This is a genomic window from Pseudomonas sp. 8Z (assembly GCF_902506535.1).
Taxonomy (GTDB): domain Bacteria; phylum Pseudomonadota; class Gammaproteobacteria; order Pseudomonadales; family Pseudomonadaceae; genus Aquipseudomonas.
Genome location: NZ_LR733825.1, coordinates 418,056 through 435,301, shown reverse-complemented (window position 1 = coordinate 435,301; position 17,246 = coordinate 418,056). Strand labels below are relative to the sequence as shown.

The following is a 17,246-nucleotide window of genomic DNA, read 5'->3' as shown; positions in this document are numbered from 1 at the left end:
GCGCGACATACTCAAGCCTCGGGCCCGCGTGCAGCGGGATTGCGGGTGATAAACATGGCATCACCGTAACTGAAAAAGCGGTAGCCCTGCGCCACAGCCTCGCGATAGGCCGCCATGGTTTCGGCATAACCGGCGAAAGCCGACACCAGCATCAGCAAGGTCGACTCCGGTAGATGGAAGTTGGTGACCAAGGCATCGACCACGTGGAAGGGCCTGCCGGGGTAGATAAAGATATCGGTATCACCACTAAAGGGCTTGAGCTCGCCATCGCGTGCCGCCGTCTCCAGCGAACGCACGCTGGTGGTGCCAACGGCGATCACACGCCCGCCCCGAGCACGACAGGCGCTAACGGCATCGACCACGTCCTGGTCGACCTCTAGCCACTCACTGTGCATGTGATGGTCTTCGATACGCTCGACGCGCACCGGCTGGAACGTCCCAGCCCCGACATGCAGGGTGACAAAGGCAGTTTCCACGCCCTTGGCGCGAATCGCTGCCAGCATCTCGTCATCGAAGTGCAAGCCCGCAGTAGGCGCCGCGACGGCCCCCGCTTTCTGCGCATACACCGTCTGGTAGCGCTCGCGATCAGCCTCGTCATCCGGGCGATCGATATACGGTGGCAGCGGCATATGGCCGACGCGCTCCAGCAGCGGCAGTACCGGCTCAGCGAAACGCAGCTCGAACAAGGCGTCATGGCGAGCCACCATTTCGGCCTCACCTCCGCCCTCGATCAGGATGCTCGAACCTGGTTTGGGCGACTTGCTGGCTCGTACATGCGCCAGCACTCGGTACTGATCGAGTACGCGCTCGACCAAAACTTCCAGGCGGCCACCAGATGCTTTCTGGCCAAACAGACGCGCCGGAATTACCCGCGTGTTGTTGAACACCATCAAATCGTCGGCGCGCAATTGCGCCAGCAGATCGGTGAACTGGCCATGACGCAACTCACCACTGGGGCCATCGAGCTGCAATAGGCGACTGGCACGGCGCTCAGCGAGCGGATGGCGGGCGATCAACGCCTCTGGAAGGTCGAAATGAAAGTCGGTAACACGCATGGATGGACGAGGGAGTGATTCTGCAGGGCGGCGAAGCTTACCGGATTTCGCCCTTGGCAGCCATGTGCGCCTGCTCCTCGAGATCCTGCGGCGACAGGTAGCGCGCAAGAATACGCGCCATGCTGCCATCTTTATGCAGGCTCGCGATTGCCCTGTTCAAGGCGCCCAACCATTGCGCTTGATCACGATGCAGGCGTATGCGCAATTCGGATTGGTTAATCAGCGGCCCCTCCTCAACCTGCCATTGCGGCATGTCGAACTGCGCCCGATGGCGACGCAGGTAACTCCACTCCAGGCGATCGACAATTCCCGCATCACTGCGTCCCTGCGCGACGTTATAGATCAGCGCCATGGTGTCCGCGACATCGCGGCGCTGGAAGTATTCACTGCCGACATAACCATAACCGCGAACCGTCGCAATCGATCGCCCTTGCAAGTCTTCGAGCCTGCTAAACGGGAAGGCTCTGCCTGGCGCAAACAACAACATTTCCTGAGCCTCCAGCACAGGTATCGACCAAAGCGATACCTCGGTCTGCCTCGGGGCGGAACGCCAAGCGCGACTCACACAGCACTCAATCTGCAGCCGCCCCTCGCGAAACAGCTTCTGCGCTCGCAAGGGCGGCAAAGGATGACTAGCTTCAAGCCTTACGGGTACACGCTCACGCAAGGCCAGCATGACATCCTGCAAAACACCTTCGACACGTCCGTCCTGAACAATCCAATAAGGCGCCCAGCTCTCATCAGTCACGGCATACGTGAGCGTATCGTCAGCCGCCATCAGTACGGACGGGCATAGCCCAAGCAGCACGCCATAAAGAGCACGCCACAAGCAACTGCTCACACGCCGCTGGCCAAACAGTCCGCACCATCTCATAAATGATCTCCGCATCGGCGCCGCATGACTCGCACCAGTCAAGCAAGAGCCTACTCCCCATGATTTCAACCTGTAGCAGCAGCGCAAAAAAATGTGCCGTGCAACACGATTCACAACATCGATTGACCAGTGCCAGGCGCATCCCTATACTGCGCCGCCAATGTGCCCCGGTGGCGGAATCGGTAGACGCGGCGGATTCAAAATCCGTTTTCGAAAGGAGTGGGAGTTCGAGTCTCCCCCGGGGCACCACAGATACAGTCAAGAACTACTACGATAGTTTCTGGCCACAAAAGAACCGGCATTTATGCCGGTTTTTTATTTTCAGCCATGAAGTCTTCGCCTCAGCAATAGTGAGTCAGACTTCACTCAAGGCCGCATCCAGGCACTCCAACAGCAAGTCGGCATGCTCGCGCTCGAACACCAGCAGCGGGCGTATCTTGAGAATATTCTCCAGCGGCCCGGCCGCACTGATCAGCACGCCCCGCTCGCGCATGGCATTGACAACGCGCCAGCCAGAGGCAGTTGTATGGGCTTGAAGCGAACATCCACGACAACCTCGCAGCCATCCACAGAGATGACTTGCCTTCAGCCCTGAAGCTCAGCCTGGCCGAGATTGCCGCAATGCCCTTGCTGCAAGGTTTTCTCAACAGCCTCTGGATGCGTACCGCCCCACTGATCGCCAAGACCTACGGCAGCGTCAATGAGCACATGGCTATCAAACATCACTGGGGAGTGCTGAGCGGGGATGGCGATGGCGCACGCCAAGCCATCTGCACAGATATTCTCGACGGCAACCAAACCATGCTCGAATTCATTGAGCGAAGCGAATCCAAAGCCTTAACGATCTGACTGCCCGTCTCGTAGAGCATGGCTTGCATGCGTTCAACAAAGCCTCCCTGTAAAGCCACTTGACAGCGCCATTTCAGGGGTTGGCAATTGCGCAAAAGTTAGCGTAGAGTGACCAAACTGTTTGCATGGGTCGCTGTGAATCGTGACTCAGGTGCGGCAGATCGTCAGATCCGCTACATCCCGCTCGACTTCTATTACTCCTTGCAACAGTCTCAGTCCTCTATGCAATTTCGCTTGAGGCTGTCATCAACTACTAGTTTCAAGGAAAAAGACATGTCGAATCGTCAAACCGGCACCGTCAAGTGGTTCAACGACGAGAAAGGCTTCGGCTTCATCACTCCCGAAAGCGGTCCGGATCTGTTCGTGCACTTCCGCGCTATCGAAGGCAATGGCTTCAAGAGCCTGAAAGAAGGCCAGAAGGTCAGCTTTGAAGCCGTGCAAGGCCAGAAAGGCATGCAGGCTGACAAGGTTCAGGTAGTCAGCTAAGACTTCCTTAGAAACCCCTGATGGCGACATCAGGGGTTTTTTATATCCCGCCCACAGTCGCGGTTAGAATGGCACGCAGTAACCTACAGCGAGCCCATCATGCCGAGACATCAGCTACGCCCTCAAGGCGACTTCCCTACTGCTGGCCCAATCCGCCGATTGGCCGCCCTCTTTTATGACGCCCTACTCTGCGTCGCCTTGATGATGGTCGTCACGCTCGTCTATCAACAGGGCATCCTGCGTCTGATCCATGGCAGCGAAAAGCTGATGAGCATGTCGCAACACGGTGCGCTCGACCACGACCCACTGCTGGCCAGCCTGGTATTGCTGAGTTTGTTCGGCTTCTTCGCCAAATTCTGGACGCACAACGGCCAGACACTCGGCATGCAAGCCTGGGGGCTACGCATCCAGAACGCCGACGGCACGGCCATCGACCTATGGCAGGCGCTGCTTCGCTTCGTGGTCGCCATCGGCTCCTGGCTGTTCGCCGGGCTGGGCTTCCTGTGGATGCTATGGGACAAAAAAAGCCGTACCTGGCATGACATTTACTCGGACAGTCGCATGGTCCAACTGCCGAAGAACGCGCACAAAAAATAACCACCACTCAGATGCAAAAAAGCCGGTTCACAGAACCGGATTTTTCATATCGGCAAACCTTAGCCAGCGCGCCGCAACAACCAGACACCCGCCAGCGCGCAAATACCGGCCGGCACCAGCACCGCCAGCAGCGGCGAAAAACCGAACACCAGGCTGGACGGCCCCAGAAGATCCTGGGCAATGCGGAATACGAAGCCCACCAGCACACCGGTGAACACGCGCTGCCCAAGGGTCACCGAGCGCAGCGGGCCGAAGATGAAGGAAATCGCCATCAACACCAGCGCTGCAGTGACCAATGGCTGCAATACCTTGCTCCAGAACGCCAGCCAGTAACGGGCATTGTTCAAGCCCTGATCCGCCAGGTAATGGATGTACTGCCACAGCCCGGTGACCGAGAGGGTCTCCGGCTCCATCACCACCGTTCCTAGCAACTGCGGATTGAGTTCGATATCCCAGCGCTCTTCATCCTGCTTGCTGACCTCGGAGTGGTCGGCGTACAGATGGGTAGTCTCCACATTGCGCAGCAACCAGTGCCCATCGTTGTACTCGGCACGCCGGGCAAAGCTGGCGGACTGCAGGCGGCGCTCGTCGTCGAAGCGATAACGGGTCACTCCGAGCAATACGCCATCGGCGCGCACGACGTTGATGTGCACGTACTCCTGCCCCTGGCGATGCCACATGCCGCGCTTGGAGCTTTGCGCCTCGGCACCGCCCTGAGCGATTGCGCGACTGGTCTGCGCCTGGCTCTCGCTCCAGGGCGCCACGTACTCGCCGATCAGAATGCCGACCAACAGCAAGGCCAGCATGGGCTTCATCACCGCCCAAACGATGCGCCCGATGGACACACCCGCCGCACGCATGATGGTCAACTCGCTGCTACTGGCCAGCGAGCCGAGGCCGATCAGACAGCCGATCAAGGCCGCCATCGGCAGCATGTCATAAGCCCGGCGCGGCGCGGTTAGCAACACATACCACAGTGCCTGAGCCAAGCCATAGTCGCCCTTGTTCAGGTCGCCCAATTCATCGATGAAGGCAAACAGCATCGCCAAACCGAGAATAATGCCCAACACCGCCAGAATGGCGATAAACACCTGCACACCGATGTAGCGATCCAACTTAGCCATGGGCCACCTCCGACACACGACGACTGGCCCACCACAAGCTCAAACGCTCCCAATAAAGCAACGCCAAACCGACCCCCAAAAAGACCACGTGAACCCACCACAACCCCAGCGCGGGCGGCAGCTTGCCCTTGTCGAGCGCGCCACGGGCGGCGATCAGCAAGCCCAGATAGGCCATATAGAGAAAGATCGCTGGCAGCAGTTTGAGAAAGCGGCCCTGCCGTGGATTGACCTTGGACAACGGCACGGCCAGCAGCGTGACCACGAAGACCAGCAGCGGCAGAGACAGGCGCCACTGCAGCTCGGCTTGCATCACAGGATCAGCACTGCCGAACAAATCGCGGGTCGGGATCGCCTCACGCTCGTTGGCCTCGATGGCCACCTCTGGCTTAGGCAGCAGTACGCCGTAAGTGTCGTAGCGAATCGCGCGGTAATCGGCCTGCCCCGGCTCACCGTCATAACGGTAGCCGTTTTCCAGAATCAGATAACGGCTGCCGTCCGGCCGAATTTCCTGGCGGCCGCTGTCAGCCACCAACACCGTGATACCACGCTGGGAACGGCCATCGGCGGCGAAGCGCTTCTCCGACATAAACACGCCACGCAACTCGCTGCGATCCTGCGACAGCTCCTGCGAATAGGTCACGCGCGAGCCATCGCGCAGCGACTGGAAGCGCCCAGGCACCAGAGTATCGAGTTCAGTCAGGGCATCCTGTTCACTCAGAATCCGCGCGACGCTAGCCACACCTTGCGGTGCCAGCCCCATGCTCAACCAGCCAACCAGCAAAGCCACGACCAGCGCCGGCGCCATGCTGTACACAGTCAAGCGCTGCTGGCTGACACCAGTGGCCGACAGCACGGTCATTTCGCTGTCGAGATACATGCGCCCATAGGCCAGCAGAAACCCGAGGAACAAGCCCAGCGGCAGAATCAATTGCAGGAAGCCGGGAATCCGGTAGCCCATGATCAAAAACAGCACGCTCGGATCGAGCACGCCCTGCGCCGCTTGGGCCAGATACTTGATGAAACGACCACTCATGATGATCACCAGCAGCACGGCACTCACCGCACTGAGGGTCACCAACACTTCACGGGACAGATAACGGAAGACGATCAAACCGGACGCTCCAGGGTTGTCAGGCTCAGGCGCGAACGCTCAAACTAGCCGCACCTACTTGCCGGCCCGCCACAGGGCAGGCCCTCGAAAAATGGCGGCCATTATCCGTCAAACCCGACTATTTGTCTTGGGGACAGCTCATTATGGAATTGCTCGTCAAAAGCACTCGCCCGGAAACCCTGAAAACCGCCACCCTGGTCGTCACGCTCGGCGAAGGCCGCAAACTCAGTGATACCGCCAAGGCTGTCGACCTGGCCAGCAATGGCGCACTAAGTGCCGTGCTCAAGCGTGGCGACATCGCCGGTAAGCCGGGCCAGACCCTGCTGCTGCACAGCCTGCCGGGCCTCAAGGCCGAACGCGTACTGCTGGTGGGCTGCGGAAAGGGCGATCTATCCGACCGCCAACTGCGCAAGCTGGTTGCCAGCGTGCACGGCGTGCTCAAGGGCCTGGGCGGCAGCGATGCCCTGCTCGCCCTCAGCGAGCTCAAGGTCAAGGGCCGCGATGCCTACGGCAAGACCCGCCTGATCGCCGAAACCCTGGCCGATGGCAGTTACCTGTTCGAACAGTTCAAGAGCAAGAAGAGCGATCCGCGTGCGCTGAAGAAAATCACCCTGGCCGTCGACAAAACCGAGCAGGCCGATGCCGAGCGCGCCCTGCAGCATGCTCTTGCCATCGCCAGTGGCGTGGCCTTCACCAAGGATCTGGGCAACCTGCCGCCGAACCTCTGCCACCCCAGCTACCTGGCCGAAGAGGCCAAGGCCCTGGGCAAGGCACACAAGAACCTCAAGGTAGAAATTCTCGACGAGAAAAAGCTCAAGGAGCTGGGGGCTGGCGCCTTCCTCGCCGTGGCCCAGGGCAGCGAGCAGCCGCCGCGGATGATCGTCATGCACTACCAGGGCGGCAAGAAGGATGAGAAACCCTTCGCTCTGGTGGGTAAAGGCATCACCTTCGACACCGGCGGCATCAGCATCAAGCCGGCCGCCGGCATGGACGAGATGAAGTACGACATGTGCGGCGCTGCCAGCGTGTTCGGCACCCTCAAGGCCGTGCTCGAACTGCAACTGCCGATCAACCTGGTGTGCCTGCTGGCCTGCGCCGAGAACATGCCCAGCGGTCGCGCCACTCGCCCAGGTGACATCGTCACCACCATGAGCGGGCAGACCGTGGAGATCCTCAACACCGACGCCGAAGGCCGCCTGGTGCTGTGCGACACCCTGACCTACGCCGAGCGTTTCAAGCCGCAGGCGGTCATCGATATCGCTACCCTCACCGGCGCCTGCATCGTCGCCCTGGGCAGCAATGTTTCCGGTTTGATGGGCAATAACGACGCGCTGATCAAGCAAATCCTCAAGGCAGGTGAAACAGCCGACGACCGCGCCTGGCAACTGCCGCTGTACGACGAATACCAGGAGCAGCTCGACAGCCCGTTCGCCGACATCGCCAACATCGGCGGGCCGAAGGCCGGCACTATTACCGCCGGTTGTTTCCTGTCGCGCTTTGCCAAGAACTTCCATTGGGCGCACCTGGATATCGCCGGCACCGCCTGGATCAGCGGCGGCAAGGACAAGGGCGGCACAGGCCGACCGGTACCGATGCTGACCCAGTATCTGCTCGATCGCGCCAAGGCCTAATGCTGCAACCGGGCCATGCCCCTGTAGGAGCGGCTTCAGCCGCGATAATTCGCGATGAATTCGCGATGAATTCGCGGATGAATCCACTCCTACAACATCCAGCCCATTACCTTCCAACCGTTGAAAACCGAATGCCCAGAATCGAGTTCTACGTTCTCTCCTCCAGCGATGCCGAAGGTCGTCTACGCGCGGCCTGTCAGTTAGCGCTCAAAGCCTGGAGCGCCGGCTTGCCGGTGTTCGTGCGCGGCAGCGACGAGGTGCAGTGCGGCGAACTCGACGAGATGCTCTGGCACTTCAAGGCCGAGCGTTTCGTGCCTCACGACCTGCACCGCGATGCACCGCTATCACCTGTGGTGCTGGGCGTCGATGAAGTGCCCAGTGCCGAGCAAGGCGTACTGATCAATCTCGGTAGCAGCCTGTCACCACATGTCGAACGCTTCTCCCGCATCATCGAAATCGTCAACCAGCAGCCCGAGCTGCTGAACGCCTGCCGCGAGAATTTCCGCGCGTATCGCCAGCGCGGGTATGATCCCAAACGCGTCGAACTTTAGTCCCTACCTGCGCTCACAACACAGGTCACCCCTGCCCTTTCCCTTGCTGCGCCGAATGTCATGGACACCCCCAAACCTCCGCAAAAACCCGCTCAACTGCTGCACGACCTGGAGTCGATTCGCGAACTGCTGGACGACAGCAACAGTGAACCACCGCTGCTGATCGACTCGCTCGACCCGGACAGCATTCCCGTGCTCTCGGATATCGTCAGCGCCCCACCTGGCCCGCTGCCGCCATTTAATGCCGCGCAGATCAACAAGCCAGCCGCGCAGCCGCAGCCGCAGCCGCAGCCGCAGCCGTCAACAAGCGTAGTGCCACCCGCAAGCCCGGTGCACGAACAGCTCGAGCCGCGTTTGCACGAAAGCGCCAGAGCTCTGCAGCAACTCAACGGTGAACTGCGCGCTGCCGCACAACTGATCCTGCAAGATGTGATCGACGACTTCGTCCCGCAGATCGAGGCCGAACTCAAGCGCCGCCTCGAAGCACGCCTGCCGCGCCTGCTGACTTCGCGCAAACCCTGATCCACACACGCTGTACAAGGCGGGCTCCACACACCCTACTGAGCTGATCAGCCTGCCTGCAGCTACGCCGTAAATGACAGGTTGCACCCGCCCTACAGCCGAGGCTTATGGCTTGGCACCGAGAAGCGGTATACTTGTCGGCTTTTCCGATCAGCCGTCACAAGGGTCCCGCCGCGCATGGACAAGACCTACCAGCCGCACGCCATCGAATCCAACTGGTACCAGAACTGGGAGCAGAACAACTACTTCGCCCCCCAAGGTAGCGGTGAGCCGTACACCATCATGATCCCGCCGCCGAATGTCACCGGCAGCCTGCACATGGGTCACGGTTTCAACAACGCCATCATGGATGCGCTGATCCGCTTCCGTCGCATGCAGGGTCGCAACACCCTGTGGCAACCGGGTACCGACCACGCCGGTATCGCCACGCAGATGGTGGTAGAGCGCCAGCTAGCCGCCGATGGCATTGGTCGTCACGACCTGGGCCGCGAGAAGTTCCTGGAGAAGGTCTGGGAGTGGAAGAACCAGTCTGGCGGCACCATCACCCGACAGATTCGCCGTTTGGGCAGCTCGGTGGACTGGTCGCGCGAGCGCTTCACCATGGACGACGGCTTGTCTGAAGCGGTCAAGGAAGCCTTCGTGCGTCTGCACAACGACGGCCTGATCTACCGTGGCAAGCGTCTGGTCAACTGGGACACCAAGTTCCACACCGCCATCTCCGACCTCGAAGTGGAAAGCCACGACGAGAAAGGCTCGCTGTGGAACCTGCGTTACCCGCTGGCCGACGGCAAGAAAACCGCCGAAGGCAATGACTACCTGATCGTCGCCACCACCCGCCCGGAAACCATGCTCGGCGACAGCGCCGTGGCCGTGCACCCGGAAGACGAGCGCTACAAGGCGCTGATCGGCAGCTACGTCGACCTGCCGCTGCTGGGCCGCCGCATCCCGATCATCGCCGACGATTACTGCGACCCGGAATTCGGTACCGGCTGCGTGAAGATCACCCCGGCGCACGACTTCAACGACTACGAAGTGGGCAAGCGCCACAACCTGCCGCTGATCAACATTTTCGACAAGAACGCCGCCGTGCTGACCACTGCCCAGGTGTTCAACCTCGACGGCAGCGTCAACGAGCAGATCGAAGCCAACATTCCGGCGCAGTTCGCTGGTCTGGATCGCTTCGAGGCGCGTAAGCAGATCGTCGCCGCCTTCGAGGCTGCCGGTCTGCTGGAGAAGATCGAAGACCACGCGCTGAAAGTGCCTAAGGGCGACCGCTCCGGCACCATCATCGAGCCGTGGCTGACCGACCAGTGGTACGTCTCCACCAAACCGCTGGCCGAAAAGGCCATCGCCGTGGTCGAGAGCGGTGAAATCCAGTTCGTGCCCAAGCAGTACGAGAACATGTACTTCAGTTGGATGCGCGACATTCAGGACTGGTGCATCAGCCGTCAGCTCTGGTGGGGCCACCGCATTCCGGCCTGGTACGACGAAGCCGGCAACGTCTACGTGGGTCGTGATGAAGCGGAAGTACGTGCCAAGCACAACCTCGGCGATGCCAACCTGCGCCAGGACGAAGACGTGCTCGACACCTGGTTCAGCTCCGGCCTGTGGACCTTCTCCACCCTCGGCTGGCCGCAGCAGACTGATTTTCTCAAGACGTTCCACCCCACCGACGTGCTGGTCACCGGCTTCGACATCATCTTCTTCTGGGTCGCCCGGATGATCATGCTGTCGACTCACCTGACCGGGCAGATTCCGTTCAAGACCGTCTACGTGCACGGTCTGGTGCGCGACGGCCAGGGGCAGAAGATGTCCAAGTCCAAGGGCAACGTGCTCGACCCGCTGGATATCGTCGACGGTATCACCCTCGACGAGCTGCTAGCCAAACGCACCAGCGGCATGATGCAGCCCAAGCTGGCCGAGAAGATCGCCAAGCAGACCAAGGCCGAGTTCCCCGAAGGCATCGCCAGCTACGGCACCGACGCCCTGCGCTTCACCTTCTGCTCGCTGGCCACCACCGGCCGCGACGTGAAGTTCGACATGGGCCGCGTCGAGGGTTACCGCAACTTCTGCAACAAGCTGTGGAACGCCGCCAACTTCGTCATCGAGAACACCGATGGCCAGGACACCGGCGTGAATGGCGAAGAAGTCGAGCTGTCCTCGGTGGATCGCTGGATCATCAGCCAACTGCAGCGCACCGAAGCCGAAGTCACCCGCCAACTCGACGCCTTCCGCTTCGACCTGGCCACCCAGGCGCTCTACGAGTTCGTCTGGGATCAGTACTGCGCCTGGTATCTGGAGTTGGTCAAGCCGGTGCTGTGGGATGAGAACGCGCCCATCGAGCGTCAGCGCGGCACCCGCCGCACCCTGGTGCGTGTGCTGGAAGTCATCCTGCGCCTGGCTCATCCGTTCATGCCGTTCATCACCGAAGAAATCTGGCAACGCATCAAGGGCCAGGCCGGTGTGCAGGGCGACACCCTGATGCTGCAACCCTGGCCGGTGGCCAATGAGGGCCGCATCGACGCTGCCGCCGAAGGCGATATCGAGTGGGTCAAGCAACTGATGCTCGGCGTACGGCAGATCCGTGGCGAAATGAAGATCTCCATGGCCAAGCGCATCGATATCATCGTCGCCAACGCTTCGGCGGAAGATCAACGCCGCCTGGCCGACTTCGAGCCGCTGCTGAACAAGCTGGCCAAGCTGGAATCGGTACGCGTGCTGAGTGCCGGTGAAGAAGCGCCGATGTCCGCCACCACTCTGGTCGGCGAGATGGAAGTGCTGGTGCCGATGGCTGGGCTGATCGACAAGGACGCCGAACTGGCGCGCCTGGACAAGGAAATCGCCCGCCTGGAAGGTGAAGTCAAACGCGTCGGTGGCAAGCTGAGCAACGAAGGTTTCGTTGCCAAGGCCCCGGCTGAAGTGCTGGAGAAGGAGCGCGCCAAACTGGCCGAGGCCGAGCAGGCCCTGGCCAAGATGGTCGAACAACGCGGCAAGATCGCGGCACTCTAAACGCCACATTTTCCCGCTGCACCTGACAAGGCCCGCGCCCCCTGGCGCGGGCCTTTTTATTGGGGCTACGATTGAGCCATCAGTTTGGCAATAAAAGCCTTCCCTTCTACAAGGTATTTCAGGCATCTTCCACCGCCTACCGACCTCAGCCCTCAGATAAGAAATAAAGGCGGATTGTTCATGTATGCGTTGATGGCAGCCGTATTCGTCCTCGGCTATTTGTGCATTGCCCTGGAACACCCACTGAAAATCGACAAAGCAGCCTCGGCCCTGCTCACTGCGGTGGTCGTCTGGACGCTGCTGGTGATGGGCGCCGACAGCATCCTGCCGATGCTCGGCTCAGGTACGGCTGGTTCAAGCGTCAACACCCATCATGCCATCGAGGAACTGCGCCACCATCTGGGCGAGATTTCCGAGATTCTGTTCTTCCTCATGGGCGCCATGACCATCGTTGAACTGATCGATGCACATGAGGGTTTCAAGGTCATCACCGACCGCATCCGCACGCAAAAGCGCGTGCACCTGTTGTGGCTGGTGGGCCTGATCACCTTCTTCCTGTCCTCGGCGCTGGATAACCTGGCCACCACCATCGTGATGATCTCGCTGCTGCGCAAGCTGATCGCCGACCAGCACGAACGCTGGTTCTACGCCGGTATCGTGGTGATCGCCGCCAACGCAGGCGGCGCCTGGTCGCCAATTGGCGACGTGACTACCACCATGCTGTGGATCGGTGGCCAGATCACTGCCAGCGGCATCGTGGCTCAGCTCTTTTTGCCCAGTTTGGTATGCCTGGTCGCGCCCTTGATCGTCATGAGCTTCATCCTGCGCGGCGAAGTCGAGTCGCCACGTATCAAAGAGAGCGACGAAAGCCGCCGCGACCCAACCACCCCTTTCGAGCGCAACCTGATCTTCGGCCTGGGCCTGGGCGCGCTGATCTTCGTGCCGATTTTCAAGACCATCACCCACCTGCCGCCTTATATGGGCATCCTCTTCGGCCTGAGCGTGCTGTGGGTGACAACCGAGATCATCCACCGCAGCAAGAACAGCGAAGAGAAAGACCCGCTCTCGGTGGTCGGCGTGCTGCGTCGCATCGACATCACCAGCGTGCTGTTCTTCCTCGGCATCCTGCTGGCGGTCTCCGCGCTATCGAGCGCCGGGCACCTGATTCAGGTCGCCACCCTGCTCAAGGACAGCCTTGGCAACGTCTACAGCATCGCCCTGTCCATCGGCATGCTCTCGGCGGTGGTGGACAACGTGCCGATGGTCGCTGGCGCGATGAAAATGTACCCACTGGTCACTCCCGAAGCCCTGGCCCTGGCCGCCAACAGCGGCGAACTGCCCTGGCTGAACAACTTTGTGGTCAACGGCAACTTCTGGGAAATGCTCGCCTACTGCGCCGGCACCGGCGGTAGCTGCCTGATCATCGGCTCGGCTGCTGGCGTGGCAGCCATGGGCATGGAGAAGATCAACTTCATCTGGTATCTCAAACGCATCAGCGGCCTGGCCCTGCTCGGCTACCTGGCCGGCGCCGCCACCTACATCGGCCTCGCCCAACTCTGAAAGGAGCGACACGGATGTCCAGCCCGATCCAACTGCAATTCGAATCCACCCTGCCCATCACGCCGGACACAGCCTGGCGCTGGATCACCGACGTCGACCTGCTGCGCGCGGAAATGCGCCCCTGGCTGCGCATGAGCTTCCCGCCCGGCGTCCGCTCCCTCGACGACCTCACCCTCGTACCGGGACGCCCGCTGTTCACCAGCCGCCTCTGGCTGCTCGGCTGCCTGCCCATGGGCCACTCTCACCTCACACTGGAATCCCTCGAACCCGGCCACGGTTTCGTCGAATGCTCCCCCATGACCGGCATGCGCCTGTGGCGCCACGAACGCACCCTGTATGCCGTCGAAGGCGGCGTGCGGCTCTGCGACCGGTTGATCTTTGAGCCCTACCTGGCCGCTACGCTGGTTCGCACCCTCACCCGTTTCTTCTTCAATCAACGCCACCGGGTACTCCGGCACCGAGCCACCGCCACGGATTAGCGCCCCAGCCCCTGGCTCGACGCCCCCTCGCCTGCCTCGACAAGGACCTGCCATGGAAATCAGCAAGACCCGCACCAGCTTCTACCGCCGCCTCTACGTCGCCTGGCTGATCGACAGCGGCGCAGCGACCAGCGTGCCGGCTCTGATGGAAGCCACCGGCATGCCCCGGCGCACAGCACAAGACACGCTCAGCGCGCTGGTCGAGCTGGATATCGACTGCCAGTTCGAGCAGGGCGCAGGTGAACGCAACAATGCTGGGCACTATCGCATCCGCGACTGGGGGCCGTTCGATAAGCGCTGGATCGCCGCCAACCTGCAGCAGATCAAGAACACACTCGGTTATCCCTGAGATAATCGCGCCCTAGCCAATAGGAAGCGCGATGAATCCTGATCTGCTCTGGGTGCTGGGCCTGCTGGCCGGCGCCGTCACCCTCTTCGTCATCGGCAAGCCACGCATGGACGTAGTTGCCCTGCTGGTGCTGGTCGCACTGCCACTGACCGGCGTGCTCGATCTACAGCAAACGCTGGCCGGTTTCAGCGACGCCAACGTCATCCTGATTGCCGCCCTGTTCATCATCGGTGACGGCCTGGTACGCACCGGTATCGCCTACCGCCTGGGCGACTGGTTGGTGGCCAAAGCCGGCAGCAGCGAAACGCGTCTGCTGATTCTGTTGATGCTGGCCGTGGCCGGTCTGGGTTCGGTGATGAGCTCCACCGGCGTGGTCGCCATCTTCATCCCCGTGGTGCTCGGCGTTGCCGCACGCCTACGCATTGCCCCGGCGCGACTGATGATGCCGCTGGCCTTCGCCGGGCTGATCAGCGGCATGCTCACCCTAGTGGCCACGCCGCCGAATCTGGTGGTGCATGCCGAACTGCGCCGCGCCGGGCTCGATGGTTTCAACTTCTTCGCCTTCACCCCCATCGGTTTGAGCATCCTGGCGCTCGGTGTTGGCTACATGCTGCTGGCACGACGCTGGCTGGTGCGCCGCGATGCCGCTAACGCCGAACCGCCACGCCTGACCCTGGCTGATCTGGCCGAGCGTTATCGCCTCAGCGAACGTGAACGGCGCCTACAGGTACGCGCCGATTCGCCACTGGCCAATCAGGTGCTCAACGAGTTGCAACTGCGCCGCGAGCATGGCATCAACGTCATCGCCATCGAGCGCCGCCAGCGCCTGCGCACCTTGCTGCTGATGGCCAGCGGCAATACCCAACTGGAGCCCAATGACGTGCTGCTGGTGGACATCGCCAGCCCCGCCATCGGTCTACTCGGCAGCTATCAAACGCTGGGGCTTGAGCCCATGCCGCTGCCGCACTCCTACTTCAGCCTGCACGCCCATGAGTTGGGCCTGGCCGAAGTGGCGCTGCCGCCGGAGTCGCAACTGCCGGGCAAGACCATTCAGGAGCTGGGCTTTCGCTCGCAGCACAAACTCAACGTGGTTGGTCTACGCCGCCAGGGCCAGGCGCTGGAGGGCGTGCTGGTGGACGAGAAACTCAAGTCCTCCGACACCCTGCTGGTAGCCGGTGCCTGGCGCGATATCCACCGTTTGCAGGGGCTTAGCCGCGATTTTCTGGTGCTCAGCCTGCCGGCGGAAGTCGCCGAGGTGGCACCCGCCGCACGCAAGGCGCCTTACGCCCTGCTCAGCCTGGCGGTGATGGTGGGGCTGATGGTCAGCGGCCTGATGCCCAACGTACAAGCTGCGCTGATTGCCTGCCTGCTGCTGGGCGCGTTCCGCTGTATCGACCTGGACAGCGCCTACCGCGCTATCCACTGGCCAACACTGATCCTGATTGTCGGCATGCTGCCCTTCGCCCAGGCACTGCAACAGACCGGCGGCGTCGAGCTGGCGGTACAGGGCCTGGTTGGCGGCCTGGGCAATGCGGGGCCACGGCTGATTCTCGCCTGCCTCTTCGCTCTCACGGCACTGATCGGCCTGTTTATCTCCAACACCGCCACGGCAGTGCTGATGGCCCCGGTAGCCATCGCCACCGCGCAGGCGCTGGGCGTCTCGCCGCTTCCCTTTGCCATGACCGTGGCCCTGGCCGCCTCGGCGGCATTCATGACGCCGATCTCCTCGCCAGTGAATACGCTGGTGCTTGGTCCCGGCCAGTATCGTTTTGGCGACTTCGTACGAGTTGGCGTGCCCTTCACCCTGCTGGTGATGATCGTCAGCGTGGCACTGGTGCCGCTGCTTTTTCCGCTCTGAGGGCCTTTGGCGGGTTACACCCGCTCTACAGCGGTTGATGCCACTGATCTTCCCGCTCGGAGGCCTTTTGGCGGGTTACACCCGCCCTACAACGGTTATGCCGCTGATTTTTCCGCTGTACTCCTCGCGCCTACAAAGCCCAGCCCGACTATGGGAAAATCCGGCGCCCGCCTACCAGATGATCGCCATGCCGCAACCACCTAAGCGCCCCCGCAAGCCATCTCCCGCTGCCGTGAAGACAACGCCGGCCAAAGGCGAGCTACACCCACGCAATCGCCACAAGGGGCGCTACGACTTTCCCGCGCTGATCAAGGTCAGCCCCGAACTGGGCGGCTTCGTCATCACCAATCCCTACGGCAAGCCGAGCATTGATTTCGCCAACCCGGCGGCGGTCAAAGTGTTCAATCGCGCCCTGCTGCGCCAGTACTACGGCATCGCGCACTGGGATATCCCCGAAGGCTACCTGTGCCCGCCGATTCCTGGGCGCGCCGATTACCTGCACAACCTCGCCGACCTGCTGGCCAGCGACAACAATGGGCAGATTCCCCATGGCGAGCACATCCGCGCGCTGGATATCGGCGTCGGCGCCAACTGCATCTATCCGCTGATCGGACATTGCGAATATCACTGGCGCTTTCTCGGTGCCGATATCACAGCCGCCGCTCTGAACTCGGCACGCGCCATCGTCGACGGTAACGCGCAACTGAGCGGCGCCATCGAGCTGCGCCAGCAAAGCAACGCCGAGCATATCTTTCTCGGCCTGCTCGATAGCGATGAGCGCTTCGACCTGACCCTGTGCAACCCGCCCTTCCATACCAGCGCCGCCGAAGCCAGCAGCGGTAGCACGCGCAAGTGGCGCAACCTCGGCAAGCTCGACCCGAAGCGCAAGCTGCCGCTGCTCAACTTCGGCGGTCAGGCCGCCGAACTCTGGTGCCCCGGCGGTGAAGCGGCCTTCCTCAAACGCATGGCCAGCGAAAGCGCGCAGGTGGCCGAGCAGATCCTGTGGTTCAGCAGCCTGGTGTCCAAGGGCAGTAACGTCGAACTGTTGCAAGCGTGGCTAGACAAGGCCGGCGCCATCGACGTGCGGATTCTCGGTATGTCCCAGGGGCAGAAGCAGAGCCGCCTGGTGGCCTGGACGTTCAAAGACGCCGCCCAGCGCAACACCTGGCGCCAGAATCACTGGCGCTAAGC

Annotated in this window: 16 protein-coding genes, 1 tRNA gene and 1 pseudogene; 13 read left to right on the top strand and 5 right to left on the bottom strand. The window is 61.5% G+C overall.

Annotation, left to right across the window (positions count from 1 at the left end; genetic code table 11):
- Positions 1 to 11: 11 nt before the first annotated feature.
- Positions 12 to 1,055: a tRNA preQ1(34) S-adenosylmethionine ribosyltransferase-isomerase QueA gene (queA, locus tag AERO9A_RS06240; protein WP_159971060.1), complete on the bottom strand. Its 1,044-nt coding sequence runs from the start codon at positions 1,053 to 1,055 to the stop codon at positions 12 to 14.
- Between the two features lie 37 nt (positions 1,056 to 1,092).
- Complete coding sequence (locus AERO9A_RS06235) at positions 1,093 to 1,884, bottom strand: ABC transporter substrate-binding protein (RefSeq protein WP_256665873.1); 792 nt, start codon at positions 1,882 to 1,884, stop codon at positions 1,093 to 1,095.
- A gap of 209 nt (positions 1,885 to 2,093) precedes the next feature.
- Here AERO9A_RS06235 and AERO9A_RS06230 point away from each other — a divergent pair.
- A tRNA-Leu gene (locus AERO9A_RS06230) sits at positions 2,094 to 2,178 on the top strand.
- 106 nt (positions 2,179 to 2,284) lie between these two features.
- Here the strand turns inward: AERO9A_RS06230 and AERO9A_RS06225 are convergent.
- Positions 2,285 to 2,437, bottom strand: a pseudogene (locus tag AERO9A_RS06225) (aspartate aminotransferase family protein); the annotation flags it as partial.
- Positions 2,438 to 2,508: 71 nt separating this feature from the next.
- Between AERO9A_RS06225 and AERO9A_RS06220 the strand changes: the two are divergent.
- From AERO9A_RS06220 to AERO9A_RS06210, 3 genes are all read left to right on the top strand, one after another.
- Positions 2,509 to 2,778, top strand: a complete 270-nt coding sequence (locus AERO9A_RS06220) for an FCD domain-containing protein (RefSeq protein ID WP_218580129.1) — start codon at positions 2,509 to 2,511, stop codon at positions 2,776 to 2,778.
- A 273-nt stretch (positions 2,779 to 3,051) separates the two neighbouring features.
- Positions 3,052 to 3,264: a cold-shock protein gene (locus AERO9A_RS06215; RefSeq protein ID WP_159971059.1), complete on the top strand. Its 213-nt coding sequence runs from the start codon at positions 3,052 to 3,054 to the stop codon at positions 3,262 to 3,264.
- A 99-nt stretch (positions 3,265 to 3,363) separates the two neighbouring features.
- Positions 3,364 to 3,861 (top strand): RDD family protein, encoded by a 498-nt coding sequence (locus AERO9A_RS06210; RefSeq protein ID WP_159971058.1) that lies wholly within the window; start codon positions 3,364 to 3,366, stop codon positions 3,859 to 3,861.
- Between the two features lie 59 nt (positions 3,862 to 3,920).
- Here AERO9A_RS06210 and lptG read toward each other — a convergent pair whose 3' ends face one another.
- Together lptG and lptF are read right to left on the bottom strand one after the other, a co-directional pair.
- Entirely contained in the window at positions 3,921 to 4,985 is a 1,065-nt protein-coding gene (lptG, locus tag AERO9A_RS06205) for an LPS export ABC transporter permease LptG (RefSeq protein ID WP_159971057.1), read from the bottom strand.
- Complete coding sequence (gene lptF, locus AERO9A_RS06200; RefSeq protein WP_159971056.1) at positions 4,978 to 6,096, bottom strand: LPS export ABC transporter permease LptF; 1,119 nt, start codon at positions 6,094 to 6,096, stop codon at positions 4,978 to 4,980. The genes lptG and lptF overlap by 8 nt, the downstream gene beginning before the upstream one ends.
- A gap of 143 nt (positions 6,097 to 6,239) precedes the next feature.
- Between lptF and AERO9A_RS06195 the strand changes: the two genes are divergently transcribed.
- The 9 genes from AERO9A_RS06195 to rlmF all read left to right on the top strand — a co-directional run bounded on the left by AERO9A_RS06195 (position 6,240) and on the right by rlmF (position 17,244).
- The gene (locus tag AERO9A_RS06195; RefSeq protein WP_159971055.1) at positions 6,240 to 7,727 is read left to right on the top strand and encodes a leucyl aminopeptidase; all 1,488 of its coding nucleotides are present in this window, start codon (positions 6,240 to 6,242) and stop codon (positions 7,725 to 7,727) included.
- 131 nt (positions 7,728 to 7,858) lie between these two features.
- Positions 7,859 to 8,278, top strand: a complete 420-nt coding sequence (locus AERO9A_RS06190) for a DNA polymerase III subunit chi (protein ID WP_159971054.1) — start codon at positions 7,859 to 7,861, stop codon at positions 8,276 to 8,278.
- Between the two features lie 60 nt (positions 8,279 to 8,338).
- A complete protein-coding gene (locus AERO9A_RS06185) occupies positions 8,339 to 8,800 on the top strand; it encodes a DNA polymerase III subunit chi (protein ID WP_159971053.1) in 462 nt (153 codons plus the stop codon).
- A gap of 177 nt (positions 8,801 to 8,977) precedes the next feature.
- On the top strand, positions 8,978 to 11,809 hold the full coding sequence (locus tag AERO9A_RS06180; RefSeq protein WP_159971052.1) for a valine--tRNA ligase: 2,832 nt from the start codon (positions 8,978 to 8,980) through the stop codon (positions 11,807 to 11,809).
- Positions 11,810 to 11,989: 180 nt separating this feature from the next.
- Entirely contained in the window at positions 11,990 to 13,369 is a 1,380-nt protein-coding gene (nhaD, locus tag AERO9A_RS06175) for a sodium:proton antiporter NhaD (protein ID WP_159971051.1), read from the top strand.
- Between the two features lie 14 nt (positions 13,370 to 13,383).
- On the top strand, positions 13,384 to 13,848 hold the full coding sequence (locus AERO9A_RS06170; protein ID WP_159971050.1) for a hypothetical protein: 465 nt from the start codon (positions 13,384 to 13,386) through the stop codon (positions 13,846 to 13,848).
- Positions 13,849 to 13,900: 52 nt separating this feature from the next.
- Positions 13,901 to 14,197: a helix-turn-helix domain-containing protein gene (locus AERO9A_RS06165; RefSeq protein WP_159971049.1), complete on the top strand. Its 297-nt coding sequence runs from the start codon at positions 13,901 to 13,903 to the stop codon at positions 14,195 to 14,197.
- 31 nt (positions 14,198 to 14,228) lie between these two features.
- Positions 14,229 to 16,055 carry an SLC13 family permease gene (locus tag AERO9A_RS06160; RefSeq protein WP_159971048.1) on the top strand — a complete coding sequence of 609 codons (1,827 nt, stop codon included), beginning with the start codon at positions 14,229 to 14,231 and terminating at the stop codon, positions 16,053 to 16,055.
- A gap of 187 nt (positions 16,056 to 16,242) precedes the next feature.
- Positions 16,243 to 17,244: a 23S rRNA (adenine(1618)-N(6))-methyltransferase RlmF gene (rlmF, locus tag AERO9A_RS06155; RefSeq protein ID WP_159971637.1), complete on the top strand. Its 1,002-nt coding sequence runs from the start codon at positions 16,243 to 16,245 to the stop codon at positions 17,242 to 17,244.
- Positions 17,245 to 17,246 lie beyond the last annotated feature (2 nt).

Excerpts from the sequence above, each read along its gene's own strand:
- queA (WP_159971060.1), bottom strand. The coding sequence starts at position 1,055 with ATGCGTGTTACCGACTTTCATTTCGACCTTCCAGAGGCGTTGATCGCC.
- AERO9A_RS06215 (WP_159971059.1), top strand. The coding sequence starts at position 3,052 with ATGTCGAATCGTCAAACCGGCACCGTCAAGTGGTTCAACGACGAGAAA.
- AERO9A_RS06210 (WP_159971058.1), top strand. The coding sequence starts at position 3,364 with ATGCCGAGACATCAGCTACGCCCTCAAGGCGACTTCCCTACTGCTGGC.
- lptG (WP_159971057.1), bottom strand. The coding sequence starts at position 4,985 with ATGGCTAAGTTGGATCGCTACATCGGTGTGCAGGTGTTTATCGCCATT.
- AERO9A_RS06195 (WP_159971055.1), top strand. The coding sequence starts at position 6,240 with ATGGAATTGCTCGTCAAAAGCACTCGCCCGGAAACCCTGAAAACCGCC.
- AERO9A_RS06190 (WP_159971054.1), top strand. The coding sequence starts at position 7,859 with ATGCCCAGAATCGAGTTCTACGTTCTCTCCTCCAGCGATGCCGAAGGT.
- AERO9A_RS06185 (WP_159971053.1), top strand. The coding sequence starts at position 8,339 with ATGGACACCCCCAAACCTCCGCAAAAACCCGCTCAACTGCTGCACGAC.
- AERO9A_RS06180 (WP_159971052.1), top strand. The coding sequence starts at position 8,978 with ATGGACAAGACCTACCAGCCGCACGCCATCGAATCCAACTGGTACCAG.
- nhaD (WP_159971051.1), top strand. The coding sequence starts at position 11,990 with ATGTATGCGTTGATGGCAGCCGTATTCGTCCTCGGCTATTTGTGCATT.
- AERO9A_RS06170 (WP_159971050.1), top strand. The coding sequence starts at position 13,384 with ATGTCCAGCCCGATCCAACTGCAATTCGAATCCACCCTGCCCATCACG.
- AERO9A_RS06165 (WP_159971049.1), top strand. The coding sequence starts at position 13,901 with ATGGAAATCAGCAAGACCCGCACCAGCTTCTACCGCCGCCTCTACGTC.
- AERO9A_RS06160 (WP_159971048.1), top strand. The coding sequence starts at position 14,229 with ATGAATCCTGATCTGCTCTGGGTGCTGGGCCTGCTGGCCGGCGCCGTC.
- rlmF (WP_159971637.1), top strand. The coding sequence starts at position 16,243 with ATGCCGCAACCACCTAAGCGCCCCCGCAAGCCATCTCCCGCTGCCGTG.